Annotated in this window: 12 protein-coding genes; 8 read left to right on the forward strand and 4 right to left on the reverse strand. The window is 70.3% G+C overall.

Going from position 1 to position 14753, the window contains the following annotated elements; genetic code table 11:
* The first annotated feature begins 57 nt into the window (after nucleotides 1–57).
* Genes cbiE through ACZ3HL_RS16765 form a run of 5 tightly spaced genes read left to right on the forward strand, consistent with a single transcriptional unit; the run spans nucleotide 58 to nucleotide 6825 of the window.
* Nucleotides 58–1197 (forward strand): precorrin-6y C5,15-methyltransferase (decarboxylating) subunit CbiE, encoded by a 1140-nt coding sequence (cbiE, locus tag ACZ3HL_RS16745; protein ID WP_465531848.1) that lies wholly within the window; start codon nucleotides 58–60, stop codon nucleotides 1195–1197.
* Nucleotides 1194–1955 carry a precorrin-4 C(11)-methyltransferase gene (cobM, locus tag ACZ3HL_RS16750; protein WP_465531850.1) on the forward strand — a complete coding sequence of 254 codons (762 nt, stop codon included), beginning with the start codon at nucleotides 1194–1196 and terminating at the stop codon, nucleotides 1953–1955. Before cbiE ends, cobM begins: the two co-directional genes overlap by 4 nt.
* A complete protein-coding gene (locus ACZ3HL_RS16755) occupies nucleotides 1952–2947 on the forward strand; it encodes a Gfo/Idh/MocA family protein (RefSeq protein WP_465531852.1) in 996 nt (331 codons plus the stop codon). The genes cobM and ACZ3HL_RS16755 overlap by 4 nt, the downstream gene beginning before the upstream one ends.
* Nucleotides 2944–3687: a cobalt-precorrin-6A reductase gene (locus ACZ3HL_RS16760; protein WP_465532235.1), complete on the forward strand. Its 744-nt coding sequence runs from the start codon at nucleotides 2944–2946 to the stop codon at nucleotides 3685–3687. Before ACZ3HL_RS16755 ends, ACZ3HL_RS16760 begins: the two co-directional genes overlap by 4 nt.
* Nucleotides 3688–3720: 33 nt before the next feature.
* Nucleotides 3721–6825, forward strand: a complete 3105-nt coding sequence (locus tag ACZ3HL_RS16765; protein ID WP_465531854.1) for an arabinosyltransferase domain-containing protein — start codon at nucleotides 3721–3723, stop codon at nucleotides 6823–6825.
* 99 nt (nucleotides 6826–6924) lie between these two features.
* Here the strand turns inward: ACZ3HL_RS16765 and helR are convergent, their stop codons facing one another.
* The 4 genes from helR to ACZ3HL_RS16785 form a co-directional block, all read right to left on the reverse strand.
* Nucleotides 6925–9099, reverse strand: coding sequence for an RNA polymerase recycling motor ATPase HelR (gene helR / locus ACZ3HL_RS16770; RefSeq protein WP_465531856.1), 2175 nt, complete (start codon nucleotides 9097–9099; stop codon nucleotides 6925–6927).
* Nucleotides 9100–9236: 137 nt separating this feature from the next.
* Nucleotides 9237–10742, reverse strand: coding sequence for a precorrin-2 C(20)-methyltransferase (locus ACZ3HL_RS16775; protein ID WP_465421837.1), 1506 nt, complete (start codon nucleotides 10740–10742; stop codon nucleotides 9237–9239).
* Nucleotides 10739–11362 (reverse strand): precorrin-8X methylmutase, encoded by a 624-nt coding sequence (locus ACZ3HL_RS16780; protein WP_465421839.1) that lies wholly within the window; start codon nucleotides 11360–11362, stop codon nucleotides 10739–10741. Before ACZ3HL_RS16780 ends, ACZ3HL_RS16775 begins: the two co-directional genes overlap by 4 nt.
* Nucleotides 11359–12438 carry a precorrin-3B synthase gene (locus tag ACZ3HL_RS16785; protein ID WP_465531858.1) on the reverse strand — a complete coding sequence of 360 codons (1080 nt, stop codon included), beginning with the start codon at nucleotides 12436–12438 and terminating at the stop codon, nucleotides 11359–11361. The genes ACZ3HL_RS16780 and ACZ3HL_RS16785 overlap by 4 nt, the downstream gene beginning before the upstream one ends.
* Nucleotides 12439–12536: 98 nt before the next feature.
* Here ACZ3HL_RS16785 and ACZ3HL_RS16790 point away from each other — a divergent pair, with 98 nt between their 5' ends.
* Genes ACZ3HL_RS16790 through ACZ3HL_RS16800 form a run of 3 tightly spaced genes read left to right on the forward strand, consistent with a single transcriptional unit; the run spans nucleotide 12537 to nucleotide 14539 of the window.
* On the forward strand, nucleotides 12537–13442 hold the full coding sequence (locus ACZ3HL_RS16790; RefSeq protein WP_465421843.1) for an ABC transporter ATP-binding protein: 906 nt from the start codon (nucleotides 12537–12539) through the stop codon (nucleotides 13440–13442).
* Nucleotides 13439–14290: an ABC transporter permease gene (locus ACZ3HL_RS16795; protein WP_465421845.1), complete on the forward strand. Its 852-nt coding sequence runs from the start codon at nucleotides 13439–13441 to the stop codon at nucleotides 14288–14290. Before ACZ3HL_RS16790 ends, ACZ3HL_RS16795 begins: the two co-directional genes overlap by 4 nt.
* A 3-nt stretch (nucleotides 14291–14293) precedes the next feature.
* Nucleotides 14294–14539, forward strand: a complete 246-nt coding sequence (locus tag ACZ3HL_RS16800; protein ID WP_465421847.1) for a helix-turn-helix transcriptional regulator — start codon at nucleotides 14294–14296, stop codon at nucleotides 14537–14539.
* Nucleotides 14540–14753 lie beyond the last annotated feature (214 nt).

A 14753-nucleotide genomic window follows, 5' to 3' on the forward strand; every position in this document is an offset into this window, starting at 1 on the left:
CTCTCCTGTCGTCGACGACCTCTGGCCGATCATCGCATAGGAATTCCGTCATCTAACGTGACCGAGGTGCGCGAAAAATCACCCCTGACGGTCGTCGGGATCGGAGCCGACGGCTGGCCCGGCCTGTCCGAGCGGGCCAAGGAAGCACTGCTCGGCGCCGACGTGGTCGTGGGCTCGCCGCGGCAGCTCGCGTACCTGCCCGCCGGGATGAAATCCGAGCCTTGGCCCAGTCCGCTCCTGCCGGGACTGGACGACTTCCTCGCCGAGCGCGAGGGCCGCGTCTGCGTGCTGGCCAGCGGCGATCCTCTGTTGTCCGGCATCGGCACGACCCTGATCCAGCGCGGCTACGACGTCGAGGTCCTCCCCGCGCTCTCCTCGGTCACGCTCGCCAGCGCGAAGCTCGGCTGGCCGGCGGAGGAGACCGAAGTGGTCACCGTCGTCGGCCGCGCGATCGGCAGGGTGAACCGCGTACTCACCCCCGGCCGGAAGATCCTCGTCCTCGGCGCGAACGCCGAAGACCTGCTCGACCTGCTCAAAGCCCGCGGTTACGGCAAGAGCCGCGTCACCGCGCTGTCCGATCTCGGCGGCCCCGACGAACGGGTCGGCCCGGGCACGTTGACCGTGTTCGCCATCGAGGCCGACGGGCCGGCGCTGCCGCTGACCGGTCTCCCGGACGACGCCTTCGAGCACGACGGCCAGCTCACCAAACGCGACCTTCGCGCGTCCGCGCTGGCCAGGCTCGCGCCGATGCCCGGTGAACTGCTGTGGGACGTCGGCGCGGGCGCGGGCAGCGTCGGGATCGAGTGGTCCCGGGCGCATCCGCTGAACCGGGCGATCGCGATCGAGCGTTCACCGGAGCGAGCCGCCAGGATCACCCGGAACGCGTACGCGCTCGGCGTCCCGGAACTCGACGTGGTGATCGGCGCGGCGCCGGACGCCCTCGAAGGACTGACCAAGCCGCAAGCGATCTTCCTCGGCGGCGGGCTGACCGTGCCCGGTGTGCTCGACGCCTGCCTGGCGACCGGCGCGCGGATCGTCGCGCACGGCGTGACCCTCGAATCCGAACAGGCCCTGGCCCGCGCGTACGGCGAACACGGCGGGGAACTGATCCGCGTCGCCGTCGAACAGGCCGCGCCGCTGGGCGGATTCACCGGCTGGACCCCGGCGCGAGCCGTCACCCAATGGAGCAAGTCGTGACTGTCCACTTCATCGGCGCCGGGCCCGGCGCGGCCGACCTCATCACCGTCCGGGGCCGTGACCTGCTCGGCCGCTGCGAAACCTGCTTGTACCCCGGCAGCATGACGCCGACAGCGCTCTTGGAGTACTGCCCGGACGACGCGGTGCTCGTCGACACCGCGAACCTCGACCTGCCCGCGATCGTCGAGCGCATGGTCGAGGCCCACGAGAAGGGCCACGAGATCGCGCGGCTCTGCTCCGGCGATCCGTCGATCTACAGCGCGGTCGCCGAGCAGATGCGCCGCCTCGACGCGGCCGGCGTTCCCTACGACGTCACGCCGGGTGTGCCCGCGTTCGCCGCCGCGGCCGCGCTGCTCAACCGCGAACTGACCGTGCCCGAGGTCGGCCAGAGCCTGGTCATCACGCGCGCGCAGGCCCGGTCGACCGCCATGCCGCCGGGGGAAACGCTGGCGAACTTCGCACGCACCGGCACCACCCTCGCGCTGCATCTGGCGATCAACCGCATCGAGCAAGTAGTCGACGAATTGCGGCCGTTCTATCGCGACGACTGCCCGGCCGCGGTGGTCGCGCTGGCGAGCCAGCCCGGTGAGCAGGTGCTGCGCGGCACGCTCGGCACCATCGCGGCGCAGTCCCGGGAGGCCGGGATCAGCCGCGCGGCGATGATCTTCGTCGGGGAAGTCCTTGCCGCCGAAGGGTTTCCCGACAGTTTCCTGTATTCGGCCACCCGTGACCGGGCGAACCAACCGGAGTCGCTGTGAAGAACCTTCGCTGGGGCCTGCTGGCCGCCGGGACCATCGCCGCCGAGTTCGCGGCGGGTGTCGAAGAAAGCAAGCACGGTGTCCTCGAAGCCGTCGCCGCGCGCTCCGGTGACCGGGCGGCCGAGTTCGCGAGCCGCTTCGAGATCCCGAAATGCTATGGCGCCTACGAAGACCTGCTCGCCGATCCGGACGTCGACGCGATCTACATCTCGACGCCGCATCCGCTGCACGGTGAGTGGGCGATCCGCGCGGCCGAAGCGGGAAAGCACATCCTGTGCGAGAAGCCGTTGACGATGTCCGTCGCCGAAGCGGAGAAGGTCATCGACGCCGCCCGCGCCAACGACGTCTTCCTCATGGAGGCGTTCATGTACCGGCTGCATCCGCAGATCCGGCGGCTGGCCGAGCTGATCTCCTGCGGTGCCATCGGCGAGGTCCGCGCCGTGGACGTCGCCTTCAGCTACAACTTCGCGGTTCCCCGGCTGACCGATCCCGCGCTGGGCGGTGGCGGGATCTTCGACGTCGGCTGTTACTGCACGTCGCTCGCGCGGCTGGTCTCGCAGGCGGCGACCGGCCAGGACGTCGTCGAGCCCGAAGAGGTGCTCGGGATGGCGAGGCTCGACGCGAACGGCATCGACGAGGTCGCGTTCGGCCTGCTGCGGCTGCCCGGGGGAATCCTCGCGCAGCTGGCCTGCGGCTTCCAGCTGACGCAGGACGACCACATCCGCGTGTACGGCTCGGAAGGGCAGCTGTACGTGCCGAAACCGGCGTGGATCCACGAAATGCGCAAGCCGAAGACGTCGCAGATCATCCTCACGCCGGAAGGCGGCGAGCCCGAGGTGATCGAAGTCGAAGCGACTCAAGGTCTCTTCGCTCGCGAGGCCGACCACGTCGCCGCACACCTCGAAGACCGCCAAGCTCCCGAACTCACCTGGGCGGAGACGCTCGCGAACCTGCGCACGCTGGAGCGGTGGCGGGCCGCTGCGGCGCGATGACGCTGCTGATCCTGGGCGGCACCGGCGAAGCACGAGAGCTCGCGAAGGAACTGGTGGCGCGCGGCGAGCATGTCATGTCGTCGCTCGCGGGACGCGTCGCGCGACCGAAGCTGCCTGAGGGCGAAGTCCGCGTCGGCGGCTTCGGCGGCCCGGCGGGTCTCGCGCGCTGGCTGATCGAGAACGACGTCGACGCGGTGATCGACGCCACGCATCCCTTCGCCGAACGCATCGGCTCGAACGCGGCCATCGCGACGCGGGAAACCGGAACGCCCCTGCTCCGGCTCGCCAGGCCCGGCTGGACCGAACAGCCCGGCGACGCCTGGCACTGGGCCGACGACCTCGACCACGCCGCGCGGCTGCTCCCGGCGCTCGGCGACCGCGTGTTCCTCACCAGCGGACGGCAAGGCCTCGCCGCCTTCGCCGGACTGGATCTCTGGTTCCTGATCCGCTGTGTCGACCCGCCCGAACCCCCGCTCCCCCGCCGTCACGAAATCCTGCTGGACCGCGGGCCGTACACGGTGGAGAAGGAACGCGCGCTCATGGAGCGGCACGGCGTCGAGGTGCTCGTCACCAAGGACAGCGGCGGCGGGATGACCGCGGCGAAGCTCACGGCGGCCCGCGCGCTCGGCCTTCCGGTGGTCGTCGTCCGGCGGCCGAAGCGACCGGAAACGGCCAGCGTGACGACAGTTCAGGACGCCATAACCTGGTTGAGCGGCACGGCGAAGGGCAGCCCTGCGTAAGCCGTTCGGACCAGACCCGTTAGCGTTGCGCCGATGCGTCTGATCGCTGTCACGCTGGGGTTGCTGTCCGCCTTGTGCGCGTTGGCTTTCCCCTTCCTGCCGGTGGTGCAGGACACAGCGGAGGTCGTCTGGCCAACGGGCGGCGACACCCGCTCCGTCAACGCGCCCTTGACCGGGTACTGGGCGCAGGACCTGCGCGTCGACCTGCCGTGCACGACCGTCCGCTCGCTGGACGCGCGTTCGCAGGGGCAGGCGCTGTTGTTCTCCACCGTGCCCGACGGCCGCACCGACCCGCGTGCGGGCAAGGGCGTCGGCCTGCAGCTGCGGATCGACAACGGCGTGCTGCTCGCCTCCAGCCAGGGGCAGCAGATCGTGCAGCAGCCGTTGCCGGAGAAGAACTGCGACGTCAAGCTGTCGGCGGACGCGAACCAGATGACGCTGACCGTCGCCGAGACCGTGGTGTTCCACGCCGAGGGCGACGTCCGGCCGCGGCTGGTCGGGATCTACTCGTCGATCAACGCGGGCAAGGACCCGATCGCCGGCCTGCACGTCTCGGTGGTCCCGGACACCCGCTACCAGACCTCGCCGACCGTGTGGAAGTGGATCATCGGCGTCATCGCGGCGCTGTCGTTCATCGGCTGCCTGATCGCGGTGTGGCGGATGGACTCCGGGTTCGCGCGCCGCGCGCCGCGCTGGGCGCCGGTCGGCTGGTGGCGGCTGACCGCCCGCGACGCGACGGTGATCATCGCGCTCGGCGCGTGGGTCTTCATCGGCCCGGTCACCTCGGACGACGGCTACATCCTCACGATGTCGAGAGTGGCCGAAGAGACCGGCTACCTGACGAACTACCACCGGTGGTTCGGGGTCGCCGAGGCGCCGTTCGGCTGGTTCTACCACGTGTACCAGCTGATGGCGCACGTCAGCACGGTGCCGCCGTGGATCCGGCTCCCGTCGTTCCTGCTCGGCGTGCTGAGCTGGCTGCTGATCAGCCGCGAGGTCATGCCGCGCCTGGGCACGCAGGTCCGCACGAGCCGGGCCGCCGGCTGGGCCGCCGCCGCGGTCTTCCTGGTCTGGTGGATGCCGTTCAACAACGGTGTCCGGCCCGAACCGGTCGCCGCGCTGGGCTCGCTGCTGGCGATCTGCGCCGTCGAGCGCGCGCTGGTGACCCGCCGCCTGCTGCCGCTGTGCCTCGGGCTGACCGCGGCCGGGTTCACCCTGGCCGCGACGCCGACCGGGCTGATCGCGGTCGCGCCGTTCCTGGTCGCCGCGCGCCCGCTGTACAAACTGGTCCGCCAGCGCGCCGAGAACGGCTGGCTGCCGGTGCTCGGGCCGGTGCTGGCCGCCGGGCTGCTGGTGCTGGTCGTGGTGTTCGCCGACCAGACCTTCGCCACCGTGCAGGAGGCGACCCGGATCCGCACCCTGGTCGGCCCGAACCTGTCGTGGTTCCAGGAACTCGCGCGCTACCAGCTGCTGTTCGAAAGCCTCCCGGACGGCTCCGTGCCACGCCGGTTCCCTGTACTGCTGGTGCTGCTGTGCACCGGGACCTGCCTGGTGGTGCTGCTGCGCCGCGGCCGGATCCCCGGCGCCGCGCTCGGTCCCAGCCGACGGCTGATCGGCACGGTCGCCCTGTTCTTCCTGCTGCTGGCGCTGACCCCGACCAAGTGGACGCACCACTTCGGCGCGTTCGCCGCGGTCGGCGCGGCCATGGCGGCCTTGACCGCGCTGGCGACCAGTTCGACGGTGCTGAGGTCCCGGCGCAACCGGGCGGCGTTCCTCGCCGGGCTGCTCGTGGTCGGCGCGCTGGCCGCGACCGGGCCCAACTCGTACTGGTTCGTCTCGAAACTCGGTGTGCAGTGGACCGCCGTGGCACCGTCGATCGGCGGGATCCCGCTGTCGACCATCCTGCTGATCGCGGCCGCGATCTCCGGGGTGTACGCGTTCGTGGAGAACGTCCGCGCGCACCGGCCGGGCCTGCAGGCGGGACCGCAGGAGGGGCGGAGCCGGTCGCTGCGGCTCGGTTCGCTCTCGCTGGTGGTCGTCTGCGGCCTGATGGCCACGGGCGAGTTCGTCAGCATGGCGTGGGCGATCCACAACCAGTCGGGGTCCTACAGCCTCGGCGCCGCGAACTTCGGGCATCTGTTCGGCAAGAGCTGCAACCTCTCCGACCACGTGATGGTGGAACGCGACGCCGCGACCAGCATCCTGCGCGCCCAGTCCGAGCAGCGGACGGTGCCGGTGAAGAAGGAGGAGCCGCCCGCCGGGCAGACCCCGCCGCCGCTGCCCGATCCCGAGCAGGACAACGGCCGCGTGCAGACCGGGTTCCACACCCGCGCGATCGACGACAAGGACCCCCTCGCCGAGCCGCCGCACGGGTTCAAACCCGACGAAGTCCCGATGTGGAGCAGCTTCCTCGACCCCGAAACGCGGGCCGGACGGCTGCGCAGCGACTGGTACGCCCTCGCCGAGAAACCCGCCGACGGCCAGATCGTGGTCGCCACCGCGGGCGCGGCCCGGCGGCCGACGTCGGTCAGCCTCGACTACGGCGTGAACACCGGCGAAGGCGTGAAGGTCGTCCGCAGCCAGTTCGTGCTGCCGCCGGGCGCCGGGACGGGCGGCTGGAACGACACCCGGATCAACCTGCGCGACCTCCCCGCCGAAACGACGTCCGTGCGGATCAACATCGTCGACAACGACCTCACCGAGGACGGCTGGATCGCCGCCTCCGCGCCGCGCGTGCCGACGTTCACCACGCTGACCGAGAAGATCGCGGGCAAGCAGGTGTACATCGACTGGCCCGCGTCGTTCGTCTACCCGTGCGTGCAGCCGGTGACCTCGCACGACGGCATCTCGAAGGTGCCCGACTACCGGATCACCCCCGGCGCCGTCGCCGACGAGGCGAACTGGGCGTCCAGCACCAACGGCGGCCCGATCGGCTGGCTCGAAGAGGTCGCGGCCGAACCCGAGGTGCCCAGCTACCTGATCGGCCAGCCGAGCCAGTCCTGGGGCCAGCTGTTGCAGGTGGAGCCGTTCACCGAGGGCATCGCGCCGACGATCGTCCACGGCGAGAAGGTCGTGCCGGGTTGGTGGTCGCCGGGTCCGGGTCCGCGGCAGCCGAACGGCAAGGACCCGACGCGCTGAGTCGTCACTCGCGTGCTTGAACCCGTAACTCACGTGATTGGAGACGGAACTCGTGAGTTACGCCTCCAATCACGCGAGTGCGGACTCTGATCACGCGAGTTACGAGTTCAGGCCCGCCAGTGCGGGCGGTAGCGCGCCCTCGTGGAGCACGCCGAGCCGCTGCGTAGCGCGCGTGAGCGCGACGTAGAGCTCAGCGGCACCGCGCGGGCCGTCGGCGAGGATCCGTTCCGGGTCCACGACGAGGACGGCGTCGAACTCGAGTCCCTTCGTCTCCGACGCGGGCACCGTGCCCGGCACCCCGGGCGGCCCGATCACGACGCTGGTGCCTTCACGCCCGGCTTCGTCCTTGACGAACTCCTCGATGGCGCCCGCCAGCGAATCCGCGTCGACCTGCCGCGCCCACGGCCGGACCCCGTTGGACCGCACCGACTCCGGCGCCCGGACCTCGGGCGCGAACTCGGCGAGCACCGACGCGGCGACGGCCATGATCTCCGCCGGGGTGCGGTAGTTCACCGTCAGCGACCGGTAGACCCAGCGGCCCGGCACGTACGGCTTCAGCATCGCGTCCCACGATCGCGCCCCGGCCTCGGACCGGCGCTGCGCCAGATCGCCGACGACGGTGAACGACCGGTTGGGACAGCGCCGCATCAGCACCCGCCAGTCCATTTCGGACAGTTCCTGTGCCTCGTCGACCACGACGTGCCGGTACGTCCAGTCCCGGTCGGCGGAAGCCCGCTCGACGAGGCTGCGCGTGTCGTGCTCCACGAACCGGTCGGCGAGCTCGTCGGCGAAGAGCAGGTTCTCCGCCGAGAGCATGACGTCCTCGTCCATCTCCTCCCGGTCGAGTTTCATCGTGTCGAGCACACCTTCGGCGTACTCGGCTTCGGCCTTCTTCTCCCGCGCGAGAGCCTTCTCCGCCGCCGCGTCCGCCGTCTTGTCGCGGCCGAGCAGGTCGACGAGTTCGTCGAGCAGCGGCATGTCCGACACCGTCCAGGCTTCCCCGTCGGCGCGCAGCAACGCCTGGCCGGCGCCCGCCGCGCGAAGCCGCTCCGGCGACGAGAGCAGCGAGCCCAGCAGGCTTTCGGGCGTCAGGATCGGCCAGAGTTCGTCGAGCGCGGTGGTGAACGTCTCACTCTCCGCCAGTTCCTTCAGCAGGTCCTTCCGCAGCCGCTCCCATTCGTCGCGGTCGTCCCGGCTGAGCCAGCCGCGCCCGATCCGCGCGATCGCCCGCTCGGTCAGGACGTAGGTGACGATGTCGGTGAACGTCCCGCGCGCCTCGTTGTGCGGCAGCCCGCTCTTGCGTGCCTCGTCCCTGGCCCATTCCGCGGTGTCGGCGTCGATCCGCACGGTGACGTCGGTGAGGTCGATCAGCACCGGCTCCTCCGGCAGCCGCTGACGATCGGCGACAGCGGCCTTGAGGACGTCCAGCATCTTCAGCGATCCCTTGAGCCGGGTGGCTTCCGGGCCGTCCTCGGCGGTGACCTGCTTGCCGGGGACGAAATCGCCGGTGGTCATGAACACCACGTCGGTCTCGCCCAGCGACGGCAGGACCCGGCCGATGTGGTGCAGGAACGCCGGATTCGGCCCGACCACGAGCACGCCGTGGCGTTCCATCCGCTCGCGCTGGGTGTACAGCAGGTACGCGACGCGGTGCAGCGCCACCACGGTCTTCCCGGTACCCGGACCGCCCTCGATCACCAGCACGCCGGGGTGTTCGTGGCGGATGATCTCGTCCTGTTCGGACTGGATCGTCGCGACGATGTCCCGCATCCCCTCGCCGCGCGGCGCGTTGACGGCCGCCAGCAGCGCCGCGTCACCCTCCGCGTCGCCGCCGGGACGGCCGAACACCTCGTCGGTGAAGCCGAGCAGCTCCCGCCCGTGCGTGTGGAACTGACGACGGCGGCGCATCTTCTCCGGCGTCGCGGCGGTCGCGGTGTAGAACGGGCGCGCCGCCGGCGCCCGCCAGTCGAGCAGCACCGGCTCGTAGTCGTTCTCCTCGTCGAAGAGCCCGATGCGGCCGACGTACGAGCTCTCCCCCGCGAGACCGTCCAGCCTGCCGAAGCACAGGCCGTTGTCGACGACGTCCAGCCGCCGAGACTCCCTGGCCAGCGCCCGCACCTCGACGTCGCGCTCCATGGCCGTCCCGCCGGTTCCGCCCAGCGCCGCCTGGAACTCCCCCTTCACCCGCGCGCGTTCGGCGTCCAGGCGCGTGTAAAGCCCGGCGACGTATTCGCGTTCGGACCGCAGCTCTTCTTCATGACCCTGAGTTGACACAGACTCCCATTTCGCCAGGTTTCGGCTACGGCGAGTGAGTCTGAGGCATCACCGGGGTCTTGTGGCAAGTCCCCCCATGCGCTATATGTTTATTACGGAGGGAGTTACTCCATCCACTTCTCGGCCCTGTCGGGCCATCACTCGTAGGTACGCGGCGTCCAGACCACGCCGTTCTCGGCGCGCGTCTTCGACGAGCCGACGATCAGCAGGCAGCGCATGTCGACACTGGCCGGATCGAGGGTGCCGAGGGTGACCACGCGGACGTCCTCCTCGGGTCCGCCGACGTCGCGGGCGACGACCACCGGGGTCTCCGGCGCGCGGTGCCGGAGCAGGACGTCGCGGGCCTGCGCGAGCTGCGTGGTCCGCGTGCGGGACGCCGGGTTGTACAGCGCGAGCACGAGATCCGCCGCACCCGCCGCGTCCAGCCGCCGTTCGATGATCTCCCACGGCTTGAGCCGGTCGGACAGCGAAAGCACGCAGTAGTCGTGGCCCAGCGGCGCGCCGACCCGGGACGCGGCCGCCTGCGCGGCGGTCACGCCCGGCACGATCCGCACTCGGCTGCCCGCGCCATGCCCGGCGGCGACCTGCTCCAGCACCGCCGACGCCATCGCGAACACGCCGGGATCACCCGAAGAGACGACGGCGACCTTGGCGCCGTTCGCGGCCAGCTCCAGCGCTTCGACGGCGCGTTCGGCCTCGACACGGTTGCCCGACGCGTGCCGCTGCTGGCCCGCGCGCTGCGGCACTCGCGCGACGTACGGGCCGTAGCCGACGACGTGCTCCGCCGCGGCCAGTTCCTCGGTCGCTTCGGGGGTCAGCCAGCCGGGGCCGGCCGGGCCGAGTCCGACGACCACGACTTCCCCGCCCGTGTGCGTTTCCTGCTTCCGGGTGACTTCGGGTTCGTCGGCAAGCCGGGACGCGTAGGCCGGGCTGGGCAGCAGCGCCAGCGAGAAGTACGGCACCGAATCGGGGTCGACGTCGGCGAACGGCTCGACGCGCTGCGCCTGCCAGGTCGCGCGTTCGACGTAGAAGGCGTCGTCCAGCTTCCCGGCTTCGGCCAGCGCCTCGCGGACGTTGCCGAACGTGCGCCCGAGTTTGAGCACCGCCGCGGCCTGCGTGTCGGCGAGGCGTCGCGCGAGTTCCGGCGCGGGCAGCGTGCCGGGCAGGATGGTGAGGACCTCGTCGCGCTGCACCAACGGACGGCCGAGCACCGACGACGCCGCGCTGACCGACGTCACGCCGGGCACCACGGTCGCCTCGTAGCGGTCGGCGAGCCGTTCGTGCATGTACATGTAGGAGCCGTAGAAGAACGGGTCGCCTTCGCAGAGCACCACCACGTCGCGCCCGGCGTCGAGGTGTTCGGCCAGCCGTTTCGCGCTCAGCTCGTAGAAGTCGGCGATGGCGCCTTCGTAGCCGCCGGGATGGTCGGTGGTCTCGGTGGTGACCGGGTAGACCAGCTTCTCCTCGATCTGCCCGTCCCGCAGATACGGCTCGGCGACCGAACGCGCGATGCTCCGGCCGTGCCGCGCGCTGTGGTAGGCGATGACGTCGGCCTCGCCGATGAGGCGGGCCGCCTTGACCGTCATCAGTTCCGGGTCACCGGGTCCGAGCCCGACACCCCAGAGTTTCCCGAGCCCGCTCATTCGACCTCACTCGCCATCGCGTTGATCGCGGCGACGGCCATCGCGCTGCCGCCTCGGCGTCCGTGCACCACCAGGTACGGGGCGGGTGCCCGCTTCGCGAGCTCCACTTTGGACTCGGCGGCGCCGATGAAGCCCACCGGGACCCCGATGATCGCCGCCGGGGCGCCGACCCCCTCTTCGAGCAGTTCCAGCAGGCGGAACAACGCGGTCGGCGCGTTGCCGATCGCCACCACGGATCCAGGCAGCTTGTCGCGCCACAGCTCCAGCGCGGCCGCGGACCGGGTGGTGCCCATCCGCTCGGCCAGCCCCGGCACCTTCGGATCGGACAGCGTGCACAGCACCTCGTTGGCGGCAGGCAAACGTTTGCGGGTCACCCCGGAGGCGATCATGTTGGCGTCGCACAGGATCGGCGCGCCCGCTTCGAGCGCGGCGCGGCCGGATTCCACCACGTCCAGGCTGTAGCGGAGATCGTCGACCAGGTCGACCATCCCGCAGGCGTGGATCATCCGCACGGCCAGCACCGCGACGTCGTCGGGGAGGATCGCGAGATCCGCCTCCGCACGGATGGTGGCGAACGAATGCCGGTAGATCTCGGCCCCGTCCCGGATGTAGTCGATCACTGTGTTCCTTTCTCCGCCAACGTTCTCGCCAGCTCGCCGACCGGGACGTACGCCCCGTCGACCAGATAACCGTCCTCCGTCGCGAGCACGTCGACGTGCTCGCGCGCGGGTTTGCCGCAGCGCCGTTCACAACCGGCGAAATGGGCTCGCGGGGTCCGGCCGACCCGCGCCGCGTCGGCCCGTACGTCGGCGAGCGACTTGGCGCAGCCCGGATGCCCGATGCAGGCGCTGATCCCGAGCGAAGGCGCGTTCGGATCGGTGATCAGCCCTGTGTCCGGCGCCAAGGGGCCGAGGACCAGGATCGACCGCCACGGCGTGACCACGGCGCTCCCGGCCTTCGCGATCTTGCGCGCCTGAGCCGAGGTGAGCCTGCCGAAGACCGGGGCGACCCCGATCGCGTCACCGATCGGCCCGATCGGGAGGCCCGGGTTCACCTCGAACTCCCGCGGCTCCGTCGTTTCGCCTGGGATGCCCCTGACCAGCGGCTCGATGTCGGCGAGTTCGCTGATCCGCCAGGCCGTTCCGCGCAGGCGCAGGAACGCGCGCGCGACCGAGATCAGCGTCCCGACGGCCTGCTCGGCGGTCACCCGCAGGCCGGTGTCCTCACCGGCGAGCAGCACGGCTCCGTCACGCCAGCAGACGTCGGCGCCCTCACCCGCGACGTCGCCTTGGCCGCCATCGAGGGCGAAGAGGAAGCGTCCTGGGAGTTCGGCCAGCTCAGGGACCGCGCACAACGCCTTGTCGAGGGCCGGGGCCAGCTTTTGCGCCGTATCGCTCAGCGGCGACGCGAGGATGTTGCGGACGCGTTCGTGCGACGGCGAGGGCAGGAGACCGGCCGCGGCGAGCCTGCCCGCGAGACCCGGCCGGGTGACACCGCGCAGCTGCACGTTTCCGCGGGAGGTCAGGTGGAGGGCGCCGTCCCCGAGGTCGTCGGCGGCGTCCGCGAGCGCCCTGAATTGGGCCGCCGCGATGGCACCCCCGGGCAACCGGACCCGGGCGAGCGGACCGTCGGCCGCGTCGTGCGTGGCGAAAACACCGGGGCACGCGTCGGCTCGGACACGTGCGCTCGTGGACATGCGCTCACTGTAGATGGCCCATTTCTACGAGAGCATCTCTCAGACCGAATGTAGTAGATGTGCTACATTCGATCGCAGCACTGAGATGGGGGTGACCAATGAGAGATCCACACGACGTGATGATCTCCGTCAAAGATCTCCGGATGCGGTACGGCACGAACGACGTCCTCCACGGCGTCGACTTCACCGCGCACCGCGGCGAGGTGATCTGCCTGCTCGGCCCGAACGGGGCGGGCAAGACCACGACGATCGAGATCCTCGAAGGCTTCCGGATGCGGTCGGAGGGCGAGGTCAGCGTGCTGGGCGTCGATCCGGCGCATGCCGACGAGAACTGGAGGGCGCGGCTGGGGGTCGTCCTCCAGGCCTGGCGTGACCACGCGAAATGGCGGGTGCGCGAGCTGCTGGAGCACCTCGGCGGCTACTACGCGCCGTACTCCACAGACCGCATCAAGCGGCCGTGGGATCCGGACGAACTGGTCGCCGCGGTCGGCCTGACCGAGCACGCGGACAAGAGGGTCCGGATGCTCTCGGGCGGGCAGCGGCGACGGCTCGACGTCGCGATCGGCATCGTCGGCCGCCCGGAGCTGCTGTTCCTCGACGAGCCGACCGCCGGGCTGGACCCGGAGGCGCGGCGCGAGTTCCACGACCTCGTGCACCGGCTGACCGATGACGACGACACGACGATCCTGCTGACCACGCACGACCTCGACGAAGCCGAGAAGCTGGCCGACCGGATCCTGATCCTGAACCACGGCCGCATCGTGGCCGACGGTTCGGCCGACGCGCTGAGCAGGCAGATCGCCGGCGAGGCCGAGGTGCGTTGGACGCTGGACGGCCAGCGGTTCGTGCACTCCACGACCGAATCGACGAAGTACGTGCACGAACTGTTCAAGCAGCACGGGGACGCCATCGGCGATCTGGAGGTCCGGCGGGCATCGCTCGAAGACACGTACATGACCCTGGTCCGCAAGGCCGAGACCCTGGAGGCGGTGGGCGCGCGATGAACACGATTCAGCACAGTGTCCGGCTGGGCGTCCGGCGCGGCTGGCTCGAAGCCCGCCAGATGATGACCAACCGGGAAGACCTCTTCAACACCTTCCTCTACCCGGCGATCTTCGTGGTCGTCATGTTCTTCATGCGCGGCGCGAAACTGCCGGGCACGGAGTTCTCGCTCGGCGCCGCCACCGTGCCGAGCGTGCTGGGCGCGTCGATCGTGTTCAGCGGCATGCTCGGGATGGCGGGAGTCCTCGCCGTCGAACGGGAAGACGGCACGCTGCTGCGCGCCAAGGCCACGCCGAACGGCATGATCGGCTACCTCGTCGGCAAGGTCGTCACGGTGTCGTTGAGCACCGTCATCGGGATGCTGCTGGTCCTGATCCCGAGCCTGATCCTGTTCGACGGCATCGCGCCCGGCGGGCTGACGTCGTGGCTGGGCCTGCTGTGGGTGCTGGTGCTCGGACTGCTCGCCACGATGCCGATCGGCGCGATCTTCGGCTCGCTGACCTCGAACGCGCGCAGCATCGGGCTGATCATGCTGCCGACGCTGGGTATCGGCGCGATCTCCGGGATCTTCTACCCGATCACCGCGCTGCCGGAGTGGCTGCAGTACCTCGGGCAGGTGTTCCCGATGTACTGGCTCGGCCTCGGCATGCGGTCGGCGCTGCTGCCGGACTCGACGGTGATCATCGAGATCGGCCAGTCCTGGCGACCTTGGGAGACCCTCGGCGTGCTGTCGGTGTGGGCCGTGATCGGATTGACGCTGGCCCCGGTCGTCCTGCGACGTATGGCGCGGCGCGAGTCCGGGTCCTCGGTGGCGGCACGACGGGAAAAGGCGATGCAGCGAATTGGCTAGCTCATGAGCGAGGTCGTTTACAACCGGATCGCGATGTTGCGGGCGGAACGGGGCATCTCCCGCCGCGAACTCGCCGACGCGCTGGGCGTGCATTACCAGACCATCGGCTACCTCGAACGCGGCGAGTACAGCCCGAGTCTCTACCTCGCACTGCGGATCGCGAAGTTCTTCGAAGTGGCGGTGGAGGTCATCTTCTCCACCGCCCCCTTCCCGCGGATAGGTGACTCTTCGTCGGAGCGGTCGGCGTGAGCCTGCTGGAGCGGGCACACGCCCACGCCGTTTTGGCTGGGGCACGATCGCATCGGGGGCGAGGAACTTCTGCTCGCGGTGATTGCGGCGATTTCCTCCGCATTTAGTCGACTAAATGCGGGGGGTTGCCCAGGGTGATTCGCCGTCGGCGGCCATTTCACCCTTCAGTGTTGTCGGCGCGTTTCGCTGGTCGCTTAAAATTACGAACACGTGT

The organism is Amycolatopsis sp. NPDC000009, assembly GCF_055563465.1.